The sequence below is a fragment of the Pandoraea pneumonica genome, assembly GCF_902459645.1.
Classification (GTDB): domain Bacteria; phylum Pseudomonadota; class Gammaproteobacteria; order Burkholderiales; family Burkholderiaceae; genus Pandoraea; species Pandoraea pneumonica.
On the sequence record NZ_CABPSK010000004.1, the window covers coordinates 172,118 to 193,021 of the forward strand.

Annotated in this window: 17 protein-coding genes; 3 read left to right on the plus strand and 14 right to left on the minus strand. The window is 58.7% G+C overall.

Annotated features, from left to right (window positions below; translation table 11 throughout):
• Nucleotides 1–60 precede the first annotated feature (60 nt).
• A complete protein-coding gene (locus PPN31114_RS20050) occupies nt 61–921 on the minus strand; it encodes a hypothetical protein (RefSeq protein ID WP_217426971.1) in 861 nt (286 codons plus the stop codon).
• A gap of 245 nt (nt 922–1,166) precedes the next feature.
• A complete protein-coding gene (locus PPN31114_RS20055) occupies nt 1,167–2,060 on the minus strand; it encodes an IclR family transcriptional regulator (protein ID WP_150681289.1) in 894 nt (297 codons plus the stop codon).
• A gap of 283 nt (nt 2,061–2,343) precedes the next feature.
• On the opposite strand from PPN31114_RS20055, the gene PPN31114_RS20060 reads away from it, so the two are divergent.
• Nucleotides 2,344–4,725 carry a cytochrome P450/oxidoreductase gene (locus tag PPN31114_RS20060; protein ID WP_150681290.1) on the plus strand — a complete coding sequence of 794 codons (2,382 nt, stop codon included), beginning with the start codon at nt 2,344–2,346 and terminating at the stop codon, nt 4,723–4,725.
• A 62-nt stretch (nt 4,726–4,787) separates the two neighbouring features.
• Here PPN31114_RS20060 and PPN31114_RS20065 read toward each other — a convergent pair whose 3' ends face one another.
• From PPN31114_RS20065 to PPN31114_RS20105, 9 genes are all read right to left on the minus strand, one after another.
• Nucleotides 4,788–6,233: a TolC family protein gene (locus PPN31114_RS20065; RefSeq protein WP_174988275.1), complete on the minus strand. Its 1,446-nt coding sequence runs from the start codon at nt 6,231–6,233 to the stop codon at nt 4,788–4,790.
• 81 nt (nt 6,234–6,314) lie between these two features.
• Nucleotides 6,315–8,450, minus strand: coding sequence for a peptidase domain-containing ABC transporter (locus PPN31114_RS20070; protein WP_150681292.1), 2,136 nt, complete (start codon nt 8,448–8,450; stop codon nt 6,315–6,317).
• Nucleotides 8,451–8,526: 76 nt separating this feature from the next.
• Nucleotides 8,527–9,819, minus strand: coding sequence for an HlyD family secretion protein (locus PPN31114_RS20075; RefSeq protein ID WP_150681293.1), 1,293 nt, complete (start codon nt 9,817–9,819; stop codon nt 8,527–8,529).
• A gap of 69 nt (nt 9,820–9,888) precedes the next feature.
• Nucleotides 9,889–10,272: a hypothetical protein gene (locus PPN31114_RS20080; RefSeq protein WP_150681294.1), complete on the minus strand. Its 384-nt coding sequence runs from the start codon at nt 10,270–10,272 to the stop codon at nt 9,889–9,891.
• A 27-nt stretch (nt 10,273–10,299) separates the two neighbouring features.
• Nucleotides 10,300–10,632 (minus strand): hypothetical protein, encoded by a 333-nt coding sequence (locus PPN31114_RS20085; protein ID WP_150681295.1) that lies wholly within the window; start codon nt 10,630–10,632, stop codon nt 10,300–10,302.
• A 33-nt stretch (nt 10,633–10,665) separates the two neighbouring features.
• Entirely contained in the window at nt 10,666–11,568 is a 903-nt protein-coding gene (locus PPN31114_RS20090) for a JmjC domain-containing protein (RefSeq protein ID WP_150681296.1), read from the minus strand.
• Nucleotides 11,569–12,175: 607 nt separating this feature from the next.
• Nucleotides 12,176–13,399 carry a multidrug effflux MFS transporter gene (locus PPN31114_RS20095; RefSeq protein ID WP_150681297.1) on the minus strand — a complete coding sequence of 408 codons (1,224 nt, stop codon included), beginning with the start codon at nt 13,397–13,399 and terminating at the stop codon, nt 12,176–12,178.
• A 137-nt stretch (nt 13,400–13,536) separates the two neighbouring features.
• Complete coding sequence (locus PPN31114_RS20100) at nt 13,537–14,892, minus strand: MFS transporter (protein ID WP_150681298.1); 1,356 nt, start codon at nt 14,890–14,892, stop codon at nt 13,537–13,539.
• A gap of 240 nt (nt 14,893–15,132) precedes the next feature.
• A complete protein-coding gene (locus tag PPN31114_RS20105; protein WP_150681299.1) occupies nt 15,133–15,741 on the minus strand; it encodes a cysteine dioxygenase family protein in 609 nt (202 codons plus the stop codon).
• Between the two features lie 347 nt (nt 15,742–16,088).
• Between PPN31114_RS20105 and PPN31114_RS20110 the strand changes: the two genes are divergently transcribed.
• Nucleotides 16,089–16,769: a hypothetical protein gene (locus tag PPN31114_RS20110; RefSeq protein WP_150681300.1), complete on the plus strand. Its 681-nt coding sequence runs from the start codon at nt 16,089–16,091 to the stop codon at nt 16,767–16,769.
• Between the two features lie 16 nt (nt 16,770–16,785).
• Here the strand turns inward: PPN31114_RS20110 and PPN31114_RS20115 are convergent, their stop codons facing one another.
• Nucleotides 16,786–17,052, minus strand: a complete 267-nt coding sequence (locus PPN31114_RS20115; protein WP_150681301.1) for a hypothetical protein — start codon at nt 17,050–17,052, stop codon at nt 16,786–16,788.
• A gap of 337 nt (nt 17,053–17,389) precedes the next feature.
• Nucleotides 17,390–18,976, minus strand: coding sequence for an EAL domain-containing protein (locus PPN31114_RS20120; RefSeq protein ID WP_174988282.1), 1,587 nt, complete (start codon nt 18,974–18,976; stop codon nt 17,390–17,392).
• Between the two features lie 281 nt (nt 18,977–19,257).
• Here PPN31114_RS20120 and PPN31114_RS20125 point away from each other — a divergent pair, with 281 nt between their 5' ends.
• A complete protein-coding gene (locus tag PPN31114_RS20125; protein WP_150681303.1) occupies nt 19,258–19,776 on the plus strand; it encodes a hypothetical protein in 519 nt (172 codons plus the stop codon).
• 31 nt (nt 19,777–19,807) lie between these two features.
• Here the strand turns inward: PPN31114_RS20125 and PPN31114_RS20130 are convergent, their stop codons facing one another.
• On the minus strand, nt 19,808–20,719 hold the full coding sequence (locus PPN31114_RS20130; protein ID WP_150681304.1) for a LysR substrate-binding domain-containing protein: 912 nt from the start codon (nt 20,717–20,719) through the stop codon (nt 19,808–19,810).
• Nucleotides 20,720–20,904: the final 185 nt, after the last annotated feature.

Here is a 20,904-nt window from a genome sequence, read left to right on the forward strand (position 1 = left end):
CAACCGCTGTCGCGTCTCGCCCTAGGCATGCGCCGCTGTGCTCGCAGCAGCCACGATCCGTCAGTTCTGCCAACCAAAGCCGCGCATGCGATGCACGATGGTGTCGCGTGCTGCCACCACGGTCAGACGGGAGCCGACCGAGATGTCGTAGAGATAACGTGTGCGCCCCGCGTACGGCACGCTCACGTAGGGGTGCGCAAGCAGCGGCACGTTGGCCCCCGAGGCAAGGGCGTCACCCTCGCCTGCCAGCCGTGCCAGACACATGCGGTGCGCCGCGTCGCGAGACACGGCGAACGGATCTTGTGTGGCAGGCGGTTCGCTGTCTTCGGCAACCTCGGCCGCGAGTCCGACAGGGGCGTGTGCGGCGAGGGCCAGTGGACCGTGTCCGAGGGCGACGAACAGCCATAGACCAGCGTGCGCCATGTCGATCCACACTTTGCCGTGCGGGCTGTCGCATTCGAAAGCCGAGACGCCGGGGGTTGCGGCGGGCACGGGCGCGTCGGCGGGTGCACAACGGAACCAGCGGCCGAAGATCCAGCGCAATGCGATGCGCTCCGACATAAAGCGGTGCCGCATTTGCGTGCGCGGCAGACGGCGCGCGAGGGCATGTTCAGCGGGGGAGAGCCAGGTAGCGCCATCGTCCGCCCCACCCACCGCAGCACCGGTGGCCCCAAACGGGCGGCCTGCGAGCAGAAACCGCCAGAGCCAGAGTTCATCGGCGTCACATTGCGGCGATTGTCTGTTGGCCGGGCCCAGACTTGCGTCGATGGCATCGCTGCTGGCCAGTGCGCGGTGGCGCGCGCCACCGGAGACCTTGCGTGCGCCCTGCCCAAACTGGCCCAGCGGCACGTAAGTCAGTGCGGGCGACGGGATCGAGAGCACGCGCGGCGTGAGATCGACGGTACGTTTCAACATGAGCATTTGCGACCTCCACGGGCGAGGTCTCGGATGACGGCAGAACGCAGCGTCATCGTCGGCCATTCATTTGTTAATGAGAATCATTATCAAATGATAGCACGCACGTACCCACGATGCGGGTCACATCCCAGTCAAAAGTCATAGGAAACTACGCGGATAAGGGGCGGTGCCCCCTATCTAGTGCGCAAGACGAAGTCGCTGGCCTCGCTCAGGCGCTCAGACGCTCGAGCACTCGGGCGCTTAGGCACTCAAGCACTGGCGGGCAGCGGCGGCCGGTAGCCGAGCGCGTGACTGGCGGCGAGCGCTTCGCGGCGGACGGCTTCCCCGATGGGGCTATCGAGGCGGGCGTCGAAGCCGCCGGTGGCGCCGAGTGCGGTGATGACGCCGACCAACCGACCGTCGTAGTTAAAGACGGGGGCGGCGAGCGCGCTGATGCCGGTTAGGTTGGTATCGCGCACGCTCGCCCCTTGTGCATCGCGCACCGACTGGCGCAGCACGCCGATCGGGTCGGCGCCGTCGAGTTGCGCACGATGCTCGGGCGTCGCGTTGGCGAGTTCAGCCTCGGCCATCGCCAGCACTTGCGGGTCGTCGAGCAAGCCAAGGAAGACGCGACCGGCCGCCGACCAGAGCACCGACATCACCGAGCCGATGCGCACGTTGATCGTCACCGGCAACCCGGGCTCCTCGAAACGCACGATCGTTGGCCCCTTGTTCCCCATCACCGCGATGAAGCAGGTGACTTCGAACGCCTCGCGCAAGCGCACCAGTGCGGGCTCAGCGGCGCGTACCGGGTCGGCCTGACGCATGGCCGCCACGCCGATGAGCATCGCTTCGAGGCCGAGGTGGTAATGCTGGGAATCGGTGTCCTGCGCGACGAGCCCCTCTTCCACCAGACTCATCAGATATCGGTGCACCTTGGCGGGACTTTGCTGCACGAACTGCGCCAGTACGGTGAGGCTCGCACGGCCGCCCAAGCGGGCGAGGCCCTTGAGCACCACCATGCCGGTCTCGGCCGATTGCACGCGCTGGCGTCGGCCGCGCTCGCGCGGGGTGTCGCCGTCGGCCTCTGAGGAAGCAGAAGCGCTTGAGAGCGTGGCCGCGCTTCGCGGTCGGCCTGCCGTGGGTCGTTTGTTTGTCGTCATCGGCGAGATTTTAAGACGCAATGCGATGTCGTCCGACGTCATGAGACGTAGAGGTTAACCCCAGTCTCGCGATTTACGCAATGCGTATTATATTTACGCTTAACAGATTTAGAGAATGCGAACGTCCGTCTGCCGATGTATTGGCACGGCGCAACGATATCGCATCAGGCTGAGGAGACGTCCCCGCATCGCGCCGGTGCTCCTCTACACTTGTTTGATTGCGTGTGACGCCGCGGTAATTCATGAGCGGCGTGCATACAGAATCCAGAGAGAGCGTGAACGGATGAGCCAAACCCCTTCCCCCACATCGGCCACTTCACAGGCTTCGCAAACTTCGCCTGCGAGCGGCGGTTGCCCGTTCCACCAAGCATCGGCGACGGCCACTTTGGCCCCGAACGGCTGCCCCGTCAGCGCGCGTGCCGCCGATTTCGATCCGTTCGAGGACGGCTACCAGCAAGACCCTCCGGAGTACGTGCGGTGGGCGCGCGAGCAGGAACCCGTGTTCTATAGCCCGAAGCTCGGCTATTGGGTCGTCACCCGCTACGACGATATCAAGGCGATCTTCCGCGACAACCTGACGTTCAGCCCGTCGATCGCGCTCGAAAAAATCACCCCGACCGGCCCCGAAGCCAACGCTGTGCTGGCTTCGTACGGTTTCGCGCTTAACCGCACCCTCGTGAACGAAGACGAGCCTGCGCATATGCCGCGTCGTCGCGTGCTGATGGAGCCGTTCACGCCCGAGCATCTGAAGCACCACGAGCCGCTCGTGCGCGAATTGGCGCGCGAGTATGTCGATCGCTTTATCAACGATGGCCGCGCCGACCTCGTCGACCAAATGCTGTGGGAAGTGCCGCTCACCGTCGCCCTGCACTTCCTCGGCGTGCCCGAAGAAGACATGGACAAGCTGCGCGAGTATTCCATCGCGCACACCGTCAACACGTGGGGGCGTCCGAAGCCTGAAGAGCAAGTCGCCGTGGCGCACGCCGTGGGCAACTTCTGGCAACTCGCGGGCAAGATTCTCGACAAGATGCGCCAGCAGCCGGACGGCCCGGGCTGGATGCAATACGGCATTCGCAAGCAGAAAGATCACCCGGAAGTCGTCACCGATTCGTACCTGCATTCGATGATGATGGCGGGCATCGTCGCCGCGCACGAGACCACGGCGAACGCCACCGCCAACGCGATGAAGTTGCTGTTGCAGCACCCGGACGTCTGGCGCGAGATCTGCGAAGACCCGTCGCTGATTCCGAATGCGGTCGAAGAATGCCTGCGTCACAACGGCTCGGTGGCCGCATGGCGTCGTCTGGCAACGAAGGACGTGACCATTGGCGGCATCGACATTGCGGCAGGCTCGAAGCTGTTGATCGTGACCTCGTCCGCCAATCACGACGAAGCGCACTTCGCCGACGCCGATCTGTTCGACATTCGCCGCGAAAACGCCAGCGATCAGTTGACCTTCGGCTACGGCTCGCATCAGTGCATGGGCAAGAACCTCGCGCGCATGGAGATGCAAATCTTCCTCGAAGAATTCACGCGCCGCCTGCCGCATATGAAGTTGGCCGAGCAGCAGTTCTCGTACGTGCCGAATACGTCGTTCCGTGGCCCCGAACATGTGTGGGTCGAGTGGGACCCCGCGATGAACCCGGAGCGTGCCGATCCGTCGGTGCTGACGAACCATTCGCCGGTGCGCATTGGCGAGCCGTCGGGCCATAGCGTGACGCGCCCTGTTGTCGTCGAGTCGATTACGCCGGTTGCCGAAGGCATCGTGAAGCTGCGTCTGGTCGCGCCCGATGGCCGCGCCCTGCCGCGCTGGGCACCGGGTTCGCACATCGACATCGAGTGCGGCGACACAGGCTTGTCGCGCCAATACTCGTTGTGTGGCGACCCGGCGGACAGCGGCGCGTTGGAAATTGCCGTGTTGCACGAGCCTGAGGGCCGTGGTGGTTCGCACTGGGTGCATACCCAACTGAAAACCGGCGAACGTCTGCGCATTCGCGGCCCGCGCAACCACTTCCGTCTAGACGAAACCACGCCGCGTGCCATCTTCGTGGCTGGCGGTATCGGCGTGACGCCCGTGGCCGCGATGGCGCGCCGCGCCAAGGCGCTGGGCATCGATTACGAAATTCACTACAGCGGCCGCAGCCGCCGCACGATGGCGCTCGTCGACGAGCTTCAGGCGCTGCACGGCGAACGTCTGCATCTGTGGGTGAAGGACGAAGGCCAGCGCGCCGATTACGCGCAACTGCTCGCCACCCCGCGCGCCGACACGCAGGTGTATGCGTGCGGTCCGGTTCGTATGCTCGACGGTCTGGCCGAGTGCTGCGCGCATTGGCCGGAAGACACGCTGCGCGTCGAACATTTCCAGTCGCAACTGGGCACGCTCGATCCTGAGAAAGAGCATGCGTTCGAAGTGACGTTGAAGGACTCGGGCATTACGGTGATGGTGCCCGCCGATCAGACGCTGCTCACCGCCCTGCGCGCCGCGAATATCGACGTGCAGAGCGATTGCGAAGAAGGCCTGTGCGGTTCGTGCGAAGTGCAGGTGCTGGAAGGCGACGTCGATCACCGCGACGTGGTGCTCACCCGTACCGAGCGCGACGCCAACACGAAGATGATGTCGTGCTGCTCGCGTGCCTGCGGGAAAAAGCTGGTACTGGCGTTGTAATTGAAAACACGCTGGCATCACGCACATCCGCGCGGTGCCAGCAGAAGCCCACGGAACAGGGCTTATTGAACAACCACTTCACTCGACGCCTTCGTTTGGAGGACAAATCGAATTTTTGCAAGATCTAAATCGGCCTCGGTGCGAATGTTCGCCCGGCGCGCATCGATCCAGTCAGCTTCGCTTTTCAGAAGCTCCAACATGTTCCCAACACCCTGTGTGTAACGGACTTTGGCAGCATCAGCAGCCATTTTGGCAATGGTTAGAATTTTTGCCGTGTGCTGGAGCTTCTTCCTTTGCTTCTGGAGGTCTTCCTGAACGCTCCAAATTGCCAGCTCGGCGTCTCGTTCTGCTATTTCCAGTTCGCTCTTCTTCTGTTCTAACTGCGCCGTTAACGTGTCCACATTACTGCGCTGCCGAAATCCATCGAAAAGAGGAATCCGAACTTGGATTCCGACAGACCAACCCGTCACGTCCTGCGCGACGCTAGATTCGTTCGGTGGAGTCGCCGTCCGGTATTGGCCAGCAGAAATGGAAATTGTCGGAAGCCCGTCCCGTTTTGCAGCCACGATTCGCGCTTCCGCCCCTACGACCTGTTCTCTAAGTGCATTCACCCTAGGGTTGAGCGCGAGTCCAACGCGAAATAGGTCTTCCTGAGACGGCACTTCGTCAGGCAAAGCAAGGTCTGTTCGACGGCCCTCGATCAGAAACGTCGAATCGGCCCCGCTACCGATGGCGGCTGCCAATGTTGCGTTCGCGGTTCGAGACTCGCTATCAGCGTCAATCCGGTGCAAAACTGCCTGCTCATATGCGCTCTCGGCTAGAAGGCGATCAGAAAGCGTTCCTACACCTTGGCGAAGCAGCGCGACAGCAGTCGCCAGATTGGCCTGTGCGGAACGCTCAGCGTCCTGCGCGGCCCTGCTTGCGGCCATTGCAGCCCTGGCCTTGAAGAACGCTGAGGCGATTGATTCCGCCATCTCACGCACGACGGCTCGCTCCTCCCACACTGAGGCATTGAGCATGTGGGAAGCGCTTTCGAGATTCGCCTCGCGAACTCCGAAATCGTAGAGCAACCACGAGATGGTCGCGTCATACCCTCCCGTGCGCCCACGCAATCCATAGTTTGCCGCCGAGTACCCAGGGTAGCTGACTGACTTTCCGAATCGGCTCGCGTTGACGTTTAGCGATACCGTAGGGAGGTAGGCTCCGATTGCCTTCCTACGACCAGCAGCCTGTTCGGCCACTATCCCCGCAGCTTTGGCTAGCTTCGGGTTCACACAGACGGCTGCATTTAGAGCCGTGACATAGTCAAGGGGCGCACTCAAGTCGATTTCCGAACAGGTCGGCGTGCCAGGTACTCGAAGTTCAATGGTCGGTGGAGGCTGATCGCTCAAAAACTGAGCGCACGCAAGCCCAGGAAGCAGGGTCAAAGCGATCAGCATTCTTCTGAATTTCAGGAACACGTCGGGGCTAGGTAGTCGAATGATCAAATCGCGTTTATGCGTTGCCATTGAAGCCCCGCTACCGAATGTGCATGAGAGTGCTGGAGTCATTCTTTCGTACATGCTCTTTCTTCCGACCGAATAGCCGATTTATGAAAGATCACCAGGGAACTCGGTCGGGCAGCCCTGCCACGCCACTTTCCCACGAGAGAGCAACACAACACGGTCGGCGGCGAGAATTGTTTCGGGGCGATGAGCAACTGTGATGCGAGTGATGTTCATCGTGCGGATGTTGTTCAGCACTTCTCTCTCTTTCTCGATATTCAAATGGCAGGTTGCCTCATCGAGAATGAGTATCGATGGACGCTTGTACAACGCACGCGCTAGTAGAACGCGCTGCTTCTGGCCTCCGGATAACACATTGCCCATGTCACCGACCAAGGTGTTGTAAGCCATGGGCATCGCCATGATTTCGAAATGAACGCCAGAGGCGATGGCGCAAGCGATCATGTGATCATTGTCGACCTGGTGCCCGAAGAAGTTGATGTTGTCCGCAATAGAACCCGAAAACAGAGCGTCGTCCTGCAGCACAGTCGCAATTTCCTGCCGGAACGCGTGTACGCCAATTTCCGTCAAGTCCACACCGTCAATCAAAACTCTCCCTCGCGTCGGCTTCAGCACTCCGAGCAGAACATTCAGTAGCGTTGTCTTCCCACATCCTGTCGGACCTGCGAGGACAATTGACTCGCCTGAGCTCACATGGAGGTCAATGCCGTCGAGAATTGTCGGTTCACCATGTGCGTATCTGTATTGCACAGCATCAAATGTGATTTCCCCTGTCAACTTGCGACGAAACTCCTCGCCCCGCTCCACGGACTCCTCGACCGGGTGAAGCACGATGTCAGCCAAACGCTCGCCTTGAAGCTGTAACATCCTCACCGCATAAAAGTTGTCGATGAGCCCGCCTACGCGGGAATTGAACTGCCCCTTGAATGCGTTAAATGCCATGAGCATTCCTATTGAAAATTGCCCCGACATCACCAATTTAGCGCCGAAGAAGATGATTAGAAGCCCTTCAATGCCAAAGAGAACCCCGTTTATTTGTTGATACATCAGTTGCATTTTCTGCGACCGCAGACCCGCGTTAACCTGTGCAACCAGGAGGGCCATCCAAGAGGCACGTCGCTCGTCCTGTTTCTGGAACAGCTGCAATGCCTTGACGCCACGGACCGTCTCGAGAAAATGACTCTGTGTTCTTGCTGAACGAACGATGACATCCTGTGATGCCAGGCGAAAGGACTGGTACGTAACCGCACGGCCTGCGCCATACAGTGCCATGGTACCGATCGCAAGCATGGCTAGCGCAGGGCTATATACGAGCATCATCGCGAGAGTCACGATGGTCACGATACCGTCCAGCACTGCAGCGAGAAACGATGACGTCAGCGTTTGTTGAATCGAGTCGACGGTGCCAAATCGGGACACGATGTCGCCGACGTGTCGCTTCTCGAAAAATTGAATCGGCAAGCGAATCAAATGGTTAAACACATTCGATTTCCACTGGATTCCAAGCGTGGTGCTGAGATGCATGAGATTCCACGCTCGTATCGCGCTGACGCCTTGTTGAACGATCAGCATCGCTCCAAAGGCAAGTAGCAGCGTAACGAGAAGGTCGTGGTCGGCAGTCACGAGTACGTTATCGACGACCCACTGGAGAAAGAGCGGGCTAGCTATCGACAGCGCCTCCAAGGTTAGCGCGAGGCACAGTATCCTCCCCAGAGATCGTTTCAATCCCGTTACTCGCCCCAGCAACTGGCGGAGCTTGAGCTGCGGTGGAGGTGTATTGCCTTCAAAATCCAGCGATGGCCAGAGTTCCAACACCACTCCCGTGAACATGTCGGAGAACTCAGAGGCCGAGACAGTCCGAACACCTTGTGCTGGATCGTGAATCTTGAATCCCGACCTGCCGATCTCGTAAAGCACGACAAAGTGATTGAATGACCAATGGACAATGCAAGGAAGCTTTACGTTAGGTAGCTCTTCGATTTCCGCGCGAACGGCACGAGACATCAACTCCATTCGATCTGAAATTTTGATGAGTTGCGACAGCGACGCTCCCTTCAGGGAAATGGGAAACGCTTGTCTGAGCAGCCGTAAATCAACGTGCAATCCGTGATAGCTCGCTATCATTGCCATACAGGCCAATCCGCACTCTGTCGCCTCCGTCTGATAAATCATCGGCAAACGATGCCGAAATCCTGTTGCAATGTTTTGATGGCTTTGCATTTGAGTCGAGAAAGTCCATTGCGACCAATATTCAAAAGAACACATTGGCGTGTTGCTGGTGCCCGAGCTGGATTTGTCAGAACGTTCCGCGAAGGCTTAGGACGGGTTCAAGAATCCACTCGTAAATCCGGCGAGTGTCTTGAAGGAGGTCTACGTCCACCGTCATACCGCTGCGCAGCGGCATAGCGCGTCCGTAGGCGGTAACCTGATCAATCTTTGGCGCAACCACGATCCTGTAGTAGAGTTCCGCCCCTTTCGTCGGGTCTAATCCAGGCACTCCTCCAGAAATTGCTGCCAGTTCCTGGGGTGTCATCGGTGTTTGTGCAACGGAGATCACCTTGCCATCGTATTTCCCGAATTTTTGATACGGATAGGCGTGATAGCGCAAAAGCACATCGTCTCCCGGTTTTACAAAGCCGATGGTCCGACTTGTCGCGTAGAGATCGACAAGCATCCTCGCCCCATCGGGAAGAAGCCCCAAAACGGGGCGACTCGGGTCAACAATTTGGCCCAACTCGGTGAGCACGGATGTGATCGTCCCGGCGGCTGCCGCGGAAACCACTAGTCGACGCTTGGATTCACTTTCGGCGTACTCCTGAGACGAGGTACTTTTGAGTCGCTCCAATTGAGCAATCTGGCTTTCGTATTTGATGGGCAGCTTGCGCAGATCATTCTCTGCACTCCGTATCTCTTGCTCTACTGAACTGCGCTGGCGTTGAAGCTCGACTCGACGTGATCGGTGCTCGAGATGTTCCTCCTCTTTCTGCTGACGCTGGTCTTCAGAAACGTACCCATCCTTCGACAATTCGCGGTAACGGCTCGCAGCATTCTTCGATAGTTTCACTCGACTTTCCTGCACCGAGATTTGCGCGTCAAAAGTAGCCGCCTGGGATCGAAGTGCACGAAGCTTCACCGCCAACGCAGACGCTTCCTCGGCCTGCATTCGTCGGGCACTTTCCAACTCACTATCGAGCGATGCCTTCCGGTATGAAATTTGTTTGCTAATCTCAATTTGCGTACCGCCAATTGCCACGCTGTCACGCTCGCTCGATAGGACATACAGGATGCTCCCTGCCTGGACGTGCTGCCCCTCTGTAACGTGCTTCTCGACAACGATGCCCGCTTGGGCCGGATAAACGCGCAGAATGCCTAAGCTCGGCGTGACCTGCCCGGAAACCGTCACACGTCTTGTGTAGGAACAAAACACGACGATTCCAGCGATCAAGACGAACACAGCGAACGCAAAAGCGGAGATCAGCGAACTGGAGACTGGGGAGGTCAGTAAAACACTGCCCTGATAAGAATCTCGACGAGCGTTCAACGCTTCCTGCCGAAATAACTTCGACTTCACGGGATCAACATAGCTCATTGTCGTAAGGTGCCCCTTCCACCACTGCACCTCGGCTTGATGGAAGGGGCATCGTCATGCTCACACTTACTATGTCCGGAATTCCGGCTGCTTGGCAGACTGCTGACATTCCCTAGCCCAAATGACTTCATCTACTCCGCACATGGCGGCAAAGATTGCGGTAGCGGTTAGCTTTTCGTTTCCTAGAAATAGAAAAAGTATCGCGCCGAACGTGCCGATACAGACGATCAGAAATCCAAATCGCTCCGCCTTGATTCCAAAAATCGAGCTTGACCGAAATTGCTTCCCAAACAACCATGGACCAGCAAAAATCCAAAACAATGAGCTCGGAAAGTAGTATAGAAATGCCGAAAAAAAAGCAGAAAATAAGAATTTACTTCCCGAAAATAAAAAACCAGCATTGATCATCAAAACAGCAAAGTACCACGCCGCCCTAGTTCGATATTTTTCCATAAAAATTCTCCGCTTACCCTCACTCTATCAACCATCCCCGTCGTCGTTAGTTTGTGGGGTGTCGATATTATCTACTACCATCTTGCACCCCCATGAGACCAATCTTTGCGTCAACGCACCAACAGCTAAGTTCCGGGAAAGAATACCTGCAGTAATACCGAATCCACTCCCAATAAGAAAGCAAGTCAAATAGGTTCCACTATTCCAGGAATAACCTCCAAAACCAGGAACATTGATATTAATTGTTGTCGATGAATTACCCTCCAGCTTCGTAGTTACGGTTGACCCGACAGGCAACGTATAGACAATCGTCTCAGCCCCGGATACAGAAGAAATTTCATCAGAAGTTAATGGGCGCATACCGCTCCTCGTTACTTACCAATCCACAAATTTTCACTTACGATCAATCACCCTATCAAATTCAATTTTCTTGTATTCATTATTTAGACTTGACATCTCACAAAGAAATAATTCTTGATTCTCCTTCCTCTTTAATTCTTGACAAATTCTTTCTGCGATATCGATCATTCCACGCGAATCCTCCGAAAATGGGTAGAACGATCGCCTGGCCAACTCCATAGCAGGAAGAATCTGATTGGCTATCCACGCGACATAGTCGGTGACTTTGGCGGTGTGTAGTCCAACGGCGATATGGAACGTCTCCTGGGCATCGATTGGCGTTGCCTCATGCCACCATCCTCTAGGGATATACAACGCGTCGCCTTGTTCCAAAACAAGCTCAATACTTGGCTCTTCGGGACACTCATCCTTCCTGTACTTACTTTTCTGATGATCAAGTGGGTACGGAAGTGTTGGAGGGAATACTTTCCATGCCTTGCGCCCTATCATTTGTACAGCAATAACGTCGTGCGTATCCCAATGCCGACCAAAGGTCCCTTTGCCACCGAACGCGGCGTAAGCGTTCGCAACTGTCTTGACGTTCAAATAATCCGATACCTCGTGGCATATGGATGCAATAGTTGCATCTTTCAAATCCATCCGATTGATGAGAAGCGTCGCCCCATCTTTCAGCAATGATTCGACGCGACTTGTTGAAATCCTCACCTTAACGTCATATATATCCTGATATTTTTCTGTGTATTGATAAACTCCGAGTACACCATTCATGTGCATCTTGATATCAAAATCACCGGTCAAATTTACGCCATAAATGGTCTCACTCAAATCACTCCACGAGTAAACATCAGACGGCACGATCCGAGACAAATGGAGCGGAATTTTCTCGAAGTAGTTCGAGTAAAAATCATCTTTTGAAATACTGAATTTAATTTTCATCACCCCCCCCGAATATCGACGGAATTCATATTAATCAACGCAAACAGCTGAAAAACATCTACACGATCTCGCCGCGTATGGCTCGCTCAATTTACTTCATTGCTGCAGCCATTGATATGCGAAAATTCTTAGATTATTTCTTTGCCTTTCGAATCACCGAGAGAGTGAAATTCCCGTGTTTTGAGGGGAATTTCGAATGGAACCTCGACTTCAATCGATGACAATGGCCGACAAACTTTTGACCTCGTGCAAGTGGGATACGCATCTAACGTCCATGCTCGACGCCTGTGCGTTTGTGGTTTCCGTATAGTCGGGCGCAATGCTTCGGCGGGACTTCCATGAAGTGCTGTTTTCCCAAAACCCTATTAGCTCAATCCGGATTCTCGCGGGCGGGAGGGGCTGCGTTACGAGCAGCGGCCCATTTCGGGGCGAGGGGGAACTAGTTCTATCGCCCTAATGCAAAAAGCCCACAACCATGGTTGTGGGCTCTATCAATCTTCCGCTCTGTGTGAAACACAGACGAAAGAAACCGAGTCTTCATTCTCGACTTCATTTTCCGGACCGGACGCAAGCAATTCGCTAATCGGCGGCCTCCTACCCACCGTATCTAGGTCGATGAATAATTTCCCTTCTTCACCGGCAACATCGTCAACATCGACACCAGCGCCAGCAGCGCGAATCCGCACATGACGGTGGCGAGCGGCCTCGGCGAGCCGTCGTTGAGCACGCCGAGCAGCGCGCCCGCCGCAAAGCCGAAGCCGTATTGCACGCTGCCGACCAGCGCCGCCGCCGCACCCGCACGGGTCGGGTGATTCGCCATCGCACCCGCCACCGAATTCGCAGTGATGATGCCGCGCAGCGACATGAACAGGAACAGCAGCGCCACCATCAACGGCAGAATGGCGATGCCCAGCCAAGCGGTTGCAAACAGCACGGACGTCACCACAGCGCAGCCGATGATGCCGATGCGCATCAGTCGATAAGACCCGATCTGCCCGACGCGACGCGAGTTGAACATCGTCATCGACGCCATGCCGACGATGTTGATCCCGAACAACACGCCGAAGAACTGCGGCGACACATGGAAGTACTCCATGTACACAAGCGGCGTGCCTGTGATGTAGGTGAACGACGCGCCGAACACCGCCCCACCCGCGACCATATAGCCGACGAAATGCTTGTCGCGCAGCAAGTGCCAATACGACATCACGATGGCACGCGGGCCGCCCACCGTGCGCGCGTGCACCGCGCCCGTCTCCGGCAGACGCCACAACGCCAGCATGGCCACCACACCGAACGCCGCGAGAATGCCGAAGATCACCCGCCACGTCGTGAAGCGCAGCAACTGACCACCGAGCAGCGGCGCGACGATCGGGGCCACGCTCATCACCAGCAACATGATCGAGAACGCCCGCGCACTGTTACGCGCCCCATAGACATCGCGCACGATCGCTTGCGCAATCACCGGCATGGCACACCCGCCGAGCGCCTGCACGAAGCGCCACATCATCATGTGATCGATGGTGTCCGAGAACGCGCACCCCACGCTGCCGAAAATATAGAGCGCAATACCGGCCGCCATCGGCCAGCGCCGCCCGAAACGGTCCGCCAGCGGGCCCCACAACAGTTGTCCGAACGCGAACCCTAGAAAGAAGTACGACAGCGTGAGCTGCGCCGCCGATGCACTCGCTCCCAACTCGTGGCGCATCGTCACCAGCCCCGGCAAATACATGTCCGTGGACGCCGGCGCAATCATCATGAACAGGCCAAGAATGCCCAGCAATACACGCTCGGTCGGCAAGGCGGGAGAGAGTTCGGACGTCTGTGTCATTTGTCGTTTTAGTTATCGAATGCTGAAGATGCCGTGCAAAAAGCACAACGCCCGCCATCATACCGCTGGCGGGCGTCGGACCTCATTGCCCTGCGCTCAATGGTGAGCGCGAAGGCAAGTCGAAAACAGTCACAGCATCAGTTCGCCGTCGCGGCGCGCAGGTTGCCGCCGTCACCGCGTTGCATGCGAGCGATGGCCAACACACCGATGAGCGAAATACAGGCCGGCACGGCAGCTGCCATGAACAGCGACGACGACGACCATTGCAGATGCATCAGCGCGCCGCCCAACACCGGGCCCAGCACCGAGCCGATACGGCCAATACCGAGGCTCCAGCCGATGCCCGTCGAGCGCAGCGACGTCGGGTAGTAAGTCGCGGCCAGTGCGTTGAGCGCCGGTTGACCGCCGATGATCGAGAAGCCCGCGAAGAAGATCGCTGCAAACACCGCCACCATCGACACCATCACCGCCGGGTTGCCGATCGCCGCCGTTGCCGCAATCGCAATCAGGAACGTGACAGCCAGCACACTCGTGAAGCCCAGACGATCGATCACACGGCCCAGCAGCAGCGTGCCGATCACACCGCCCGTCCACAGCGCAGTGCCCGCCATCACAGCCACTTGCGTCGAATAACCGGCGTCGCGAATCACCGTCGGCAGCCAATTCGACAGGAAGTACATATCGAGCAGGTTGGCGAAGTTGATCACCCAAAGCAGCAGCGTCATACGCGCGCGGCCATCCTTGAACAACTCGATGAACGGCACGCCCTTGGCCTTCTGCTCGTCGAGCACGAAGCGCGCGTCGGCAGGCAGATTCGCCGCCGGGGCCACACGCTGCAATTGCTTGCGAATGCGCGCGGTGTCGCTCTTCTTGAACATCAGGAACTGAATCGACTCAGGCAGCGAAACCCACATCAGGAAGCCGAGCACCAGCGGAATCGCGCCGCCGATGAAGAAGACTGCGCGCCAGCCCAGACTCGGGATGATCGCCGCCGTGATCAGGCCGCCGACCACGCCGCCCAGCGTAAAGCCGCACGACACCATCATCATCAGCGAAACACGGATGCGACGCGGGCTGTATTCGCCCGCAAGCGCCATCGCGTTCGGCATGATGCAGCCCAGACCCAAGCCAGCAGCAAAGCGCCAGACGACGAGTTCGGTGATCGAGTTGGCAAAGCCGGTCACGATCATGCACACCGCGAAGAACAGCGTCGCGCCGATGAGCACCGGGCGGCGGCCCAGCTTGTCGGCCAGCGCCGAGAACGTGAGCGAGCCGACCAACATGCCGAACAAGCCTGCACCGAACACCGGCGACAGCGTTTCCTTCGCAATACCCCACTCGCGAATCACGACCGGGGCCACGTAGCCCATCGCCTGCACGTCGAAACCGTCGACGACCAGACACATCGCGCACAGCGCAATCACCCACCACTGATAGCCGCCCAGACGGCTCTCGTCGATCAATGCGCCGACATTCACTTCTGCTGCTTTCATCCTGTCTCCAAACGTTCTTGTCACTGCGTTCCTGTCGATGACGCCGACGGAATTACGCTTTGCGGAAGTTTATCTCGCGGAACGTAATTCGATGCTTGGTGTTAACACTTAGATTCCCACGGCAAACGGCCATAGGCATCACCGGCCGAAAAATGGACGGTGATGGGCAAGCAATGTTGGGAAAAACCGAGAAGAACCGCTGAATAGACGCGATCGACGCGAGAAGGCGGGAGGTGCTGGTCAGCCGCCGACGAGATTCGGCTCGGCGGGATTGGCGTAGCCGGAGACGAAATGACGGCGCGTACCGTCAGGCAGATAGACGGAGCGTGCTACGCGGCCGATGTCTGCACCGTAGACGTGGATGCTGATCGACACACGATCGTCGAACGCGTTGCGCACTTGGTGGATATCGCCGAGGGAGGGAGAAACGGCTTCGACACTACCGGGCACGAGCCTGATCGGGTCGCCTGCGGTGACGAGTTGCCCGTCGGCGTTGAACGCAAACGGCAGCGAGTCTTCGGCACCGCGCAGCATGCCGATCAGCCCCCATACCGTGTGGTCGTGCACCGGCGTGGACTGCCCTGGTCCCCAGACAAAGCTCACGACGCTGAAGCGGGCTTGCGGGTCCACGTAGAGGCGGTATTGCGTGTAGCGCGCCGGATCGGGCTGCGCGTAGGCCTCGGGCAACCACGTGTCGCCAGCCACAAGCGTCGCTAACGCCGCGCTGCCTTCGGTCACGATCGTGGCTTCGTCCGGCTGGCGATCGAGCAACGCCGCCAAAGTAGTGACAAACGTCCGAAGCGGCGCGAGCGAATCCTGATGAGCGTTCACTTTGTGGTTTTTCTCCATATGCGCCGTGGGAAGTCGCCTTGCACACGCACCTTAGAGGTATATCAGGCGGCGTATTGGGCGATTTCGGTCCAAAAAAGCGACGAAATGTCGCAGTTGTGGTTTTTCTACATATTTTTTCGTCGCAGGTTTACCCGTTCAGGGATTTCCCTGATATAGTTGCACCTGTCTCCTCCACCTCCTCCTGGTGGATTTCACGGCCAGCAACGCGCTGGCCGTTTTTTTTGCCTGTCGATTTCGCATCGGTGCAACCCGCGCCGCACGGCTAACGGATCGTAATGCAAATGCGCGTCGATCTCGTGGCGCACGCCCTCGGTACCGCGATTTCCTGCGTTACACTCCTCGCCATGAAAATCGCTCCGCTCGCTACCCTGCTCTGTGTCTTACCGCTCGCCGGTTGCTACGTCGTGCAATATCCGGGCGGTGCGCTGACTTTCTCGCAAGATCCTAACGCGCCGCAAGCGTTGCGCGCAGCGCCTGGCTCGGTCGGTGCTGCGGGCGATGTTTCCACCGCACCCGTGCCGACACCGACGGTTTCAGCCGCGCCTATGCAGGCGCAACCGGCGCCCAGCGTTAGCATGCCGCCTCCGCCGCCGGGCAAGTCGGCTCGACAAGCGTATCCGAATGGCTCATCGGTGCCGCCGGACTATCGGCCGGGTCGTGGCACCACGCCACCGGTCTATCCGAATGGTTCGCCGGTACCACCGGATTACCGTCCATCGCCGCAAAGCGCGCCGGTGTACCCCAACGGTTCGCCGGTACCGCCTGATTATGTGCCGCCACAATCGCAGCAGATGCCGTCGGGCGGCCCCGTGTACACGACTTATCCCGCGTATTCGGCCTATCCGACATATGCGACATACCCGACGTATGCGCCTTACCCCGCATATGCTGCATATCCGAACTACGCACCGTTTTACCCGGGCTTCGCCCCGTCGCCATGGCTCAGCAACGTGTCGCTCTCGTTCTCATGGGGACGCGGTTGGGGTGGGGGCTGGGGTGGGCACTGCTGCCGACGCTGGCACTAAACGCGCCAGCCGGCCCTCAATGGGTGACCGGATGCTCGCGAGCGACGCGATCTTCGATGCGTCGCTCGATGCGTTTGCGGATTTGTTCGGCAGCCAGCGACGCATCGTCGGCTTCGATGCTCGAATACTCGCATCGCCCGATGTAATGCCCCTCTGAGTAAGCATCGACGGCGCCATCGAAGCGGTCGTCGGCGCGCGGCGTGACCGCGCCCTCAAGGTCGAACGGCACGCCCGGTGCCGTGTCGCTTACGTAATGCCAAGAAAAACGAAAAGATTTGTCCATATGTCCCCCATCTGCAATCGACAGCTATGGCAACGCGAGACCAATGCTGTTTTTTGGTGAATCCTAACATGTTCACAAAACACGACGCATCACCGGAAAAAAAGCGGCCCGCCAGAACGGCGAGCCGGATAGTCCGTGGAGGTCGGGGGCACATCAGGACCACGGTCATTCCAATCTAGCGCCGAATGCGTGTCGTTATTCTCGGTAATTCGCCGGATATAACGAAAATAACCGTTACGAAATCTTGCAAACGATTGCTCGCACCACACCATTGCGTGAATCAAATTGCCAACAGTTAATCGTATACGGTTTGTCGTAAATTCACGCTCATGCAGATTTAAGTGACAGGTTGCGCATCGCCTTCCATGACTTTTATCAGCATTTCCGCCGACGGCAATTCATCCGCCGGCACAGCCTTGCCGAATAGCCATCCCTGCCCCACCGCCCCCGGACACTGCGCGAGCATGTAATCGGCCTGTGCTCGCGTTTCCACCCCTTCCACGATCACGCCCACGTTCAGCAGCGCCGCCATCTTGCAGATTTGATCGACAATCGCGCTGCCTACCGCATCGGCACCAATGGCCTGTGTGAACATGCGATCGATCTTCAACGTATCGACGTGCAGCGTCGACAGATAAGCCAGATTCGAAAAGCCCGTACCGAAATCGTCGATATGAATCTGATAGCCATCCACTCGAAGGCGGTCGAGTGCGTCGCCAAGCCGTTTCATGCTGTCGGTCGAACGCTCGGTAATTTCAAGCGCAATTTGCGAACGCGGCACACGTAATGACGCCGCAATGTGATTCAAAAACACGTGGAAGGATTTGTCGACGATATCTTCGGCGGCGAGATTAATGCTGATATGAAACTCGGGATCCGCCAGCGCGCGCCCGTGCATATCGATGAGCGCGCGACGCGCCACCTGACGGGTCACCAGTCCGATCACCCCCTGCCGCTCGGCAATAGGGATAAACATCTCGGGCGAGATGGGCTGGCCCGCACTGTCGCTCAGACGTGCCAGCGCCTCCACGCCGACGAGCTTGCGATCATGCAGGCGAACCAGCGGCTGGTACACAACGTTGATGCCTCCGTTTTCGGCGGCATGCTGAGTCACCCAATCGACGGACATCCGATAACGCTTGCGCGAGCGCCAAGACATCCCCATGGCACCACCGAGCGCAGCCCCGATGGCAAAGGCCAACGCGAGCCCGATCGGGTTACGCAACACGCTCGACGACGTGTAGACCGCCGACGCGCAGACATCCACCACGTCGGAGCAGGTCGAATACCGCCGCAACGGTCCGATGTCGAACCAGCGCGACGTAACGCCTAGCTCGATTCGGCGCTGATCGTCGAACATGCCCGCGCGCCAGAACTGAAACCGTTTGTCATTCGTCGATGCGATGGAGGCAAAGCCTGGGTCCGGCGTGGCGAAACGCGGCGGCAAAACGGGTGAGCTGAACACCACGATGTCGCCCCACCCCGTCGCATCGACCTGCACGCCCGGCGTCACCACGCCGGTGATCGTGTGCCAGAGCTTCACGCCATTGAGCGTCTCGTGGCTAGGTTCCGGCAGAACAGGGGCAGGCTCGATCTTGCCAAGCATGGCCGAGCAAAGCAGCTTCGAATTGTGCACGCGCCCGATGTCATGAAAATAAGGACTGCGCATCGCGACGCGCCGCAAGTCGAGAATGTCGGCATCCGTACAAGGCGTTTCGGCATTCTGCGGCGCTTGAAACAAGGCATTGCGGCGTGAGAGCGACGCGTCGTTCATGTAGCCCATGATGTCGCGCACAAACGCACGCAGACGAAAGTCATCGACACGCGTCTGCACCACCTGTGCCGCGATCAAGACGACGATCATGCCGACGATCGCACCGACAAGCACCGGCAGCCAACGGGTCAGCCTTTGAAGTGTCTGCATAGCAGTGGGTGTGTCCCCAGAGCGCCCCGGAGCCCAACGGGGCATGGCCGCAGTGTAGCCTACCTGCCCGCTCGCAACGTACCCGTCGCCTATATACATCGGATTGCCACACGATGACCCCGCGCATGCGCCATCGCGTCCCGTCACGTGGCCTTCCACCGCTCACCAATGCCCCCGTGCGGCCCGCCCGGCAAGGCTCGGCAGGCGCGCCGCAGTGGGACGAAATGGGGTCGGCTCAGGTGTAACGTGATGGCTTCCATCACACCGCCTCCGAGTTTGCAATGACACTGAAATTTCGCAATCCCGCGAACGGGGACGTCGTTGAAATTTCGCATCTGTCATGCGTGGCGGCCTTCTTTCTCGGCCCGCTCTATCTGCTCGCCTACGGGTTCACCTGGCATGCCATCGTCTGGGTCGTCCTCGCGTTTGGCCCGGCGCTTGTATGGCACGAATCGGCGTTGGCCATCTCGTTGCCTTTCACCTGCTTGCTGTACTCGCTGATGATTCACCCGCTGCTGGTGAACAAACTGCGCGCGCAGGGCTGGTTGCCCACACGCGGCGAAACGCTGGCGAACCCGAGTCAGCGCGGCTACGGCGACTATGCCGACGACGGCCGGTCGAGCAGTACGGGGCGCTCGCTCACCGGCATCGTGCTCGCGCCCACGCAACGCTCATCTTCGACAGTGCCTGCCGTAGCGACGATTACGACGGTGGCAACAGTGGCAACGGTCGCAGCAAGGCCGGGGCCCGTCGGCGCCCCTAGCACGCGCGCGGCCAACGAGACGCCGATCAGCGAGTAAGACACGCCGTCACAGCGCGCCGACTACGCCATCAGTCGACAGACGTCGCGTCGCTTTCCGCCCCGCCCGACGGGCACATCGCAATGAATCGATCGAGGGCCGCCGAACCATGCGCGGCTCGATACGCGAGACTGATCGGCGCACGCGGCACGTCGCCATCGATCGGCCAGAAGCCCATACCGGGCGTGCGAATCTGACTGACCGACGCCGGTACCAGCGACACACCGAAGCCTGCCGCGACCATCGGCACAATCGAAGTGATTTGCGGCGCTTCCTGCCCCAGCTTGGGCCGAAATCCGGCTGCCTCGCACGCCGCAACCGTGCGGTCGTACAGCGCCGGGCTGATCTCGCGTGGCAGCAGAATGAATTCGTCCTGCGCCAGCGCGGCAAGCGGCACGCGCTCACGCGCGCACATCGGATGCCCCAGCGGCAGCACCAGCACCATCGCTTCGTCGACCACCGGAACGCTCACGATCCCCGGCGGCGCATCGACTGGTGTGCGCACGAATGCCGCATCGACCTCCTCGTTCACCAACGCCGCCAGCAGACTCGCTGTATTGCTTTGTTGCGGATGAAGTTGCACGTCCGGATAGCGCGCACGGAAATCGCGAATCCATGCCGGAATGGTCGGCTCGAAGTACGTTGCCCCGGCAAAACCGATACGGATATGGCCAGCGTCGCCGCGCGAAATCTGCTGCATCTGCCGCTTCACGCGCTCGACGCGCTCCAGAATATGACGCGCTTCCGGCAAGAACGCCTCGCCCAATTCGGTGAGCACCACATCGCGCGGCAAGCGCACGAAAAGTGGCCCGCCGAGTTCCTCCTCCAACTGCCGAATCTGAAGGCTGAGCGGCGGCTGCTGAATACCGACACGCGCCGCCGCCCTCGTGAAATGCCGCTCTTCGGCCACTGCAATGAAATATTGCAAATGCCGCAATTCCATATCCGCTCCCGCGTGAGGTCTGCCCCGTATGGGGATACGCCTTCAATACATAAAAAGTATTCAAACAACGTTTTCAATATATTGGAAATGTAGCCAATGGGTCAATACACTTCGAGTCAAGCGTGACAGGTGTACCCACGACCGTCGCGTCAAAGAGATCGAAGGGCCGGATTTCGCCTTATGCG

Bases quoted from the DNA above. Each gene is read 5' to 3' on its own strand.
- PPN31114_RS20120 (WP_174988282.1), bottom strand. From the start codon at position 18,976: ATGCAGACACTTCAAAGGCTGACCCGTTGGCTGCCGGTGCTTGTCGGT.
- PPN31114_RS20080 (WP_150681294.1), bottom strand. From the start codon at position 10,272: ATGGAAAAATATCGAACTAGGGCGGCGTGGTACTTTGCTGTTTTGATG.
- PPN31114_RS20065 (WP_174988275.1), bottom strand. From the start codon at position 6,233: ATGGCAACGCATAAACGCGATTTGATCATTCGACTACCTAGCCCCGAC.
- PPN31114_RS20075 (WP_150681293.1), bottom strand. From the start codon at position 9,819: ATGAGCTATGTTGATCCCGTGAAGTCGAAGTTATTTCGGCAGGAAGCG.
- PPN31114_RS20125 (WP_150681303.1), top strand. From the start codon at position 19,258: ATGACACTGAAATTTCGCAATCCCGCGAACGGGGACGTCGTTGAAATT.
- PPN31114_RS20055 (WP_150681289.1), bottom strand. From the start codon at position 2,060: ATGACGACAAACAAACGACCCACGGCAGGCCGACCGCGAAGCGCGGCC.
- PPN31114_RS20105 (WP_150681299.1), bottom strand. From the start codon at position 15,741: ATGGAGAAAAACCACAAAGTGAACGCTCATCAGGATTCGCTCGCGCCG.
- PPN31114_RS20070 (WP_150681292.1), bottom strand. From the start codon at position 8,450: ATGCAAAGCCATCAAAACATTGCAACAGGATTTCGGCATCGTTTGCCG.
- PPN31114_RS20090 (WP_150681296.1), bottom strand. From the start codon at position 11,568: ATGAAAATTAAATTCAGTATTTCAAAAGATGATTTTTACTCGAACTAC.
- PPN31114_RS20110 (WP_150681300.1), top strand. From the start codon at position 16,089: ATGAAAATCGCTCCGCTCGCTACCCTGCTCTGTGTCTTACCGCTCGCC.
- PPN31114_RS20100 (WP_150681298.1), bottom strand. From the start codon at position 14,892: ATGAAAGCAGCAGAAGTGAATGTCGGCGCATTGATCGACGAGAGCCGT.
- PPN31114_RS20050 (WP_217426971.1), bottom strand. From the start codon at position 921: ATGCTCATGTTGAAACGTACCGTCGATCTCACGCCGCGCGTGCTCTCG.
- PPN31114_RS20085 (WP_150681295.1), bottom strand. From the start codon at position 10,632: ATGCGCCCATTAACTTCTGATGAAATTTCTTCTGTATCCGGGGCTGAG.
- PPN31114_RS20060 (WP_150681290.1), top strand. From the start codon at position 2,344: ATGAGCCAAACCCCTTCCCCCACATCGGCCACTTCACAGGCTTCGCAA.
- PPN31114_RS20130 (WP_150681304.1), bottom strand. From the start codon at position 20,719: ATGGAATTGCGGCATTTGCAATATTTCATTGCAGTGGCCGAAGAGCGG.
- PPN31114_RS20095 (WP_150681297.1), bottom strand. From the start codon at position 13,399: ATGACACAGACGTCCGAACTCTCTCCCGCCTTGCCGACCGAGCGTGTA.
- PPN31114_RS20115 (WP_150681301.1), bottom strand. From the start codon at position 17,052: ATGGACAAATCTTTTCGTTTTTCTTGGCATTACGTAAGCGACACGGCA.